A 3,130-nucleotide genomic window follows, 5' to 3' on the forward strand; every position below is an offset into this window, starting at 1 on the left:
ACGCCGCGCGCACGCCTTTCAGGAACGTCCCGACTTCGCCGGAGAGCTGCTCGGCCTGCTTGGACAGGTTTGAGGCCGCCGCGAGCACCATGCCGGCGGCATTGCCGGTCTCGTTGGCGGCGGTGGAGACGCCGCCGATATTGGTGGTGACCTCCCTGGTTGCCTCCGCCGTCTGCGAGACGCTGCGGGCGATCTCGGCGGTGGCGGCGCCTTGCTCCTCGATGGCCGCGCCAATCGAGGTGGCGATGCGGCTGACCTCCTCGATGGTGGCGGTGATGCCGCCGATGGCGTCCACGGCCTCCCTGGTGGCGCCCTGGATCTGGGCGATCTTGTCGCCGATCTCGCGGGTGGCCTCCGCGGTCTGGCTCGCCAGCGACTTCACCTCGGAAGCGACGACGGCAAAGCCGCGGCCGGCTTCGCCCGCGCGCGCCGCCTCGATGGTGGCGTTGAGCGCGAGCAGATTGGTCTGCGCCGCGATGCTGGAGATCAGCTCGGCGACGTGCTCGATCTGCTGGGCGCCGTCCGAGAGCGCACGTACGATGGTGTCGGTGCGACGGGCGCTGTCCACGGCGCGGCCGGTCACCTCGGCGGACTGCGCGACCTGGCGGCTGATCTCGGTGATGGAGGAGGAGAGTTCTTCCGCCGCGGCGGCCACGGTCTGGACGCGCTGGCTGGCCTCATTGGCGGCCGAGCCGACCACGGCGGCGCGGCGGTTGGTGCCCTCGGCGGTGGACGACATCGACTTGGCGGTGGTCTCGAGCTCGCCGGAGCCGGAGGCCATCAGGCCGACGAGCTGGCCGACGGAGGCATCGAAGCGGTCGGCAAGTGCAATCAGCGCCTCGCGCTTCTCCTGCTCGCTGCGCGACTTGGCGGCGACCTGCTCGGCCTCCAGATTGCGGGCCGTCAGCGCGGTCTGCCTGAGGACTTCGAGGGTCTCGGCCATGCGGCCGATCTCGTCGCCGCGGTCGGTCTCCTCGACCGGCTTGTCGATGGCGCCCTCGGAAATCGCCTGCATACGGTTCTTCTGGCGGTCGAGCGCACCGAGCACGTCGCGGGCGATCAGCCAGGACATGGTCGCCATCAGCAGCATCAGGCCGACGCCGATCGCGGCCAGCTCCAGCGTCAGGGCACGCACGTCGGCGTCGATGTCGTCGACATAGAGGCCGTAGGCAATTGCGACGTTCCAGGGAGTAAAGTAGCGAGCGAACACCATTTTGCGAACCGGAACGGTCTCGCCCGGACGCGGGAAAAGATAGGACAGGACGGCGCCTTCGGGGGCCTGCCTGGCTGTGTTGACGGTGGCATCGCCGATCACGATGCCATTGGCATCCTTGATGCCGTTGTTCTTGCCCTCGAGCTGAGGCGCGCCGCCGTTCATCATGACGGTTGAATCGGCAGTGTAGACGACGGGATAGCCCTGGCCGCCGCCAAACTTCATCTGCCGGCCGCGCAGCTTGAACTGGGCCTGCGCGTCGGCAAGCGTCATCTTGCCGGCGGCGACCTCGTCATGAAGCGACTGCGCGAAGCCGTGCAGCAGATCGACCGCCGTCTGCATCTGGCGCGCGCGATCGTCGAGCATGCGGGTCTTGCTGAGATAGGCCGATGCAACGATGAGCGCGGTGACCGTGAGTGCCGCGAGGCAGACCATGCTGGCGAGCTTGGTGCGGATCTTCAGATGAGAGAGCAGCGTCATGACGGCCTCGGGAGCGGTTGTAGAATGCTTGTTCTCGCGCAGCCGTATCAGGAAGTTCTTACCATTCCTGAATGCAGCGGATGGCGCGTTCAGAAGCGCCGCAATTCGCGCAGCCGTGGACACGCATATGCAGGTGTGAGGCCGACGCCTGCGGCGACGTGTCCGGGAAAGATTGGGATCGTCGTGTTTACGCGGTCGAGCGCCGGCTCAATCGACGCATCGATTCGTCGATGCACGTCGTGTTCGAGCCGCGGACGTCGCGCGGCTTACGCCGCGCGCACGCCTTTCAGGAACGTCCCGACTTCGCCGGAGAGCTGCTCGGCCTGCTTGGACAGGTTTGAGGCCGCCGCGAGCACCATGCCGGCGGCATTGCCGGTCTCGTTGGCGGCGGTGGAGACGCCGCCGATATTGGTGGTGACCTCCCTGGTTGCCTCCGCCGTCTGCGAGACGCTGCGGGCGATCTCGGCGGTGGCGGCGCCTTGCTCCTCGATGGCCGCGCCAATCGAGGTGGCGATGCGGCTGACCTCCTCGATGGTGGCGGTGATGCCGCCGATGGCGTCCACGGCCTCCCTGGTGGCGCCCTGGATCTGGGCGATCTTGTCGCCGATCTCGCGGGTGGCCTCCGCGGTCTGGCTCGCCAGCGACTTCACCTCGGAAGCGACGACGGCAAAGCCGCGGCCGGCTTCGCCCGCGCGCGCCGCCTCGATGGTGGCGTTGAGCGCGAGCAGATTGGTCTGCGCCGCGATGCTGGAGATCAGCTCGGCGACGTGCTCGATCTGCTGGGCGCCGTCCGAGAGCGCACGTACGATGGTGTCGGTGCGACGGGCGCTGTCCACGGCGCGGCCGGTCACCTCGGCGGACTGCGCGACCTGGCGGCTGATCTCGGTGATGGAGGAGGAGAGTTCTTCCGCCGCGGCGGCCACGGTCTGGACGCGCTGGCTGGCCTCATTGGCGGCCGAGCCGACCACGGCGGCGCGGCGGTTGGTGCCCTCGGCGGTGGACGACATCGACTTGGCGGTGGTCTCGAGCTCGCCGGAGCCGGAGGCCATCAGGCCGACGAGCTGGCCGACGGAGGCATCGAAGCGGTCGGCAAGTGCAATCAGCGCCTCGCGCTTCTCCTGCTCGCTGCGCGACTTGGCGGCGACCTGCTCGGCCTCCAGATTGCGGGCCGTCAGCGCGGTCTGCCTGAGGACTTCGAGGGTCTCGGCCATGCGGCCGATCTCGTCGCCGCGGTCGGTCTCCTCGACCGGCTTGTCGATGGCGCCCTCGGAAATCGCCTGCATACGGTTCTTCTGGCGGTCGAGCGCACCGAGCACGTCGCGGGCGATCAGCCAGGACATGGTCGCCATCAGCAGCATCAGGCCGACGCCGATCGCGGCCAGCTCCAGCGTCAGGGCACGCACGTCGGCGTCGATGTCGTCGACATAGAGGCCGTAG

General features: G+C 68.5%; 2 protein-coding genes. Both read right to left on the reverse strand.

The window, feature by feature from the left end; genetic code table 11:
• A partial coding sequence (locus tag A5906_RS26910) for a methyl-accepting chemotaxis protein (RefSeq protein ID WP_080138291.1) occupies positions 1-1,693 on the reverse strand: 1,693 nt, incomplete at its 3' end.
• Between the two features lie 266 nt (positions 1,694-1,959).
• A partial coding sequence (locus tag A5906_RS26915; RefSeq protein WP_080137756.1) for a methyl-accepting chemotaxis protein occupies positions 1,960-3,130 on the reverse strand: 1,171 nt, incomplete at its 5' end.

This window comes from Bradyrhizobium sacchari, from assembly GCF_002068095.1.
Taxonomy (GTDB): Bacteria; Pseudomonadota; Alphaproteobacteria; order Rhizobiales; family Xanthobacteraceae; genus Bradyrhizobium; species Bradyrhizobium sacchari.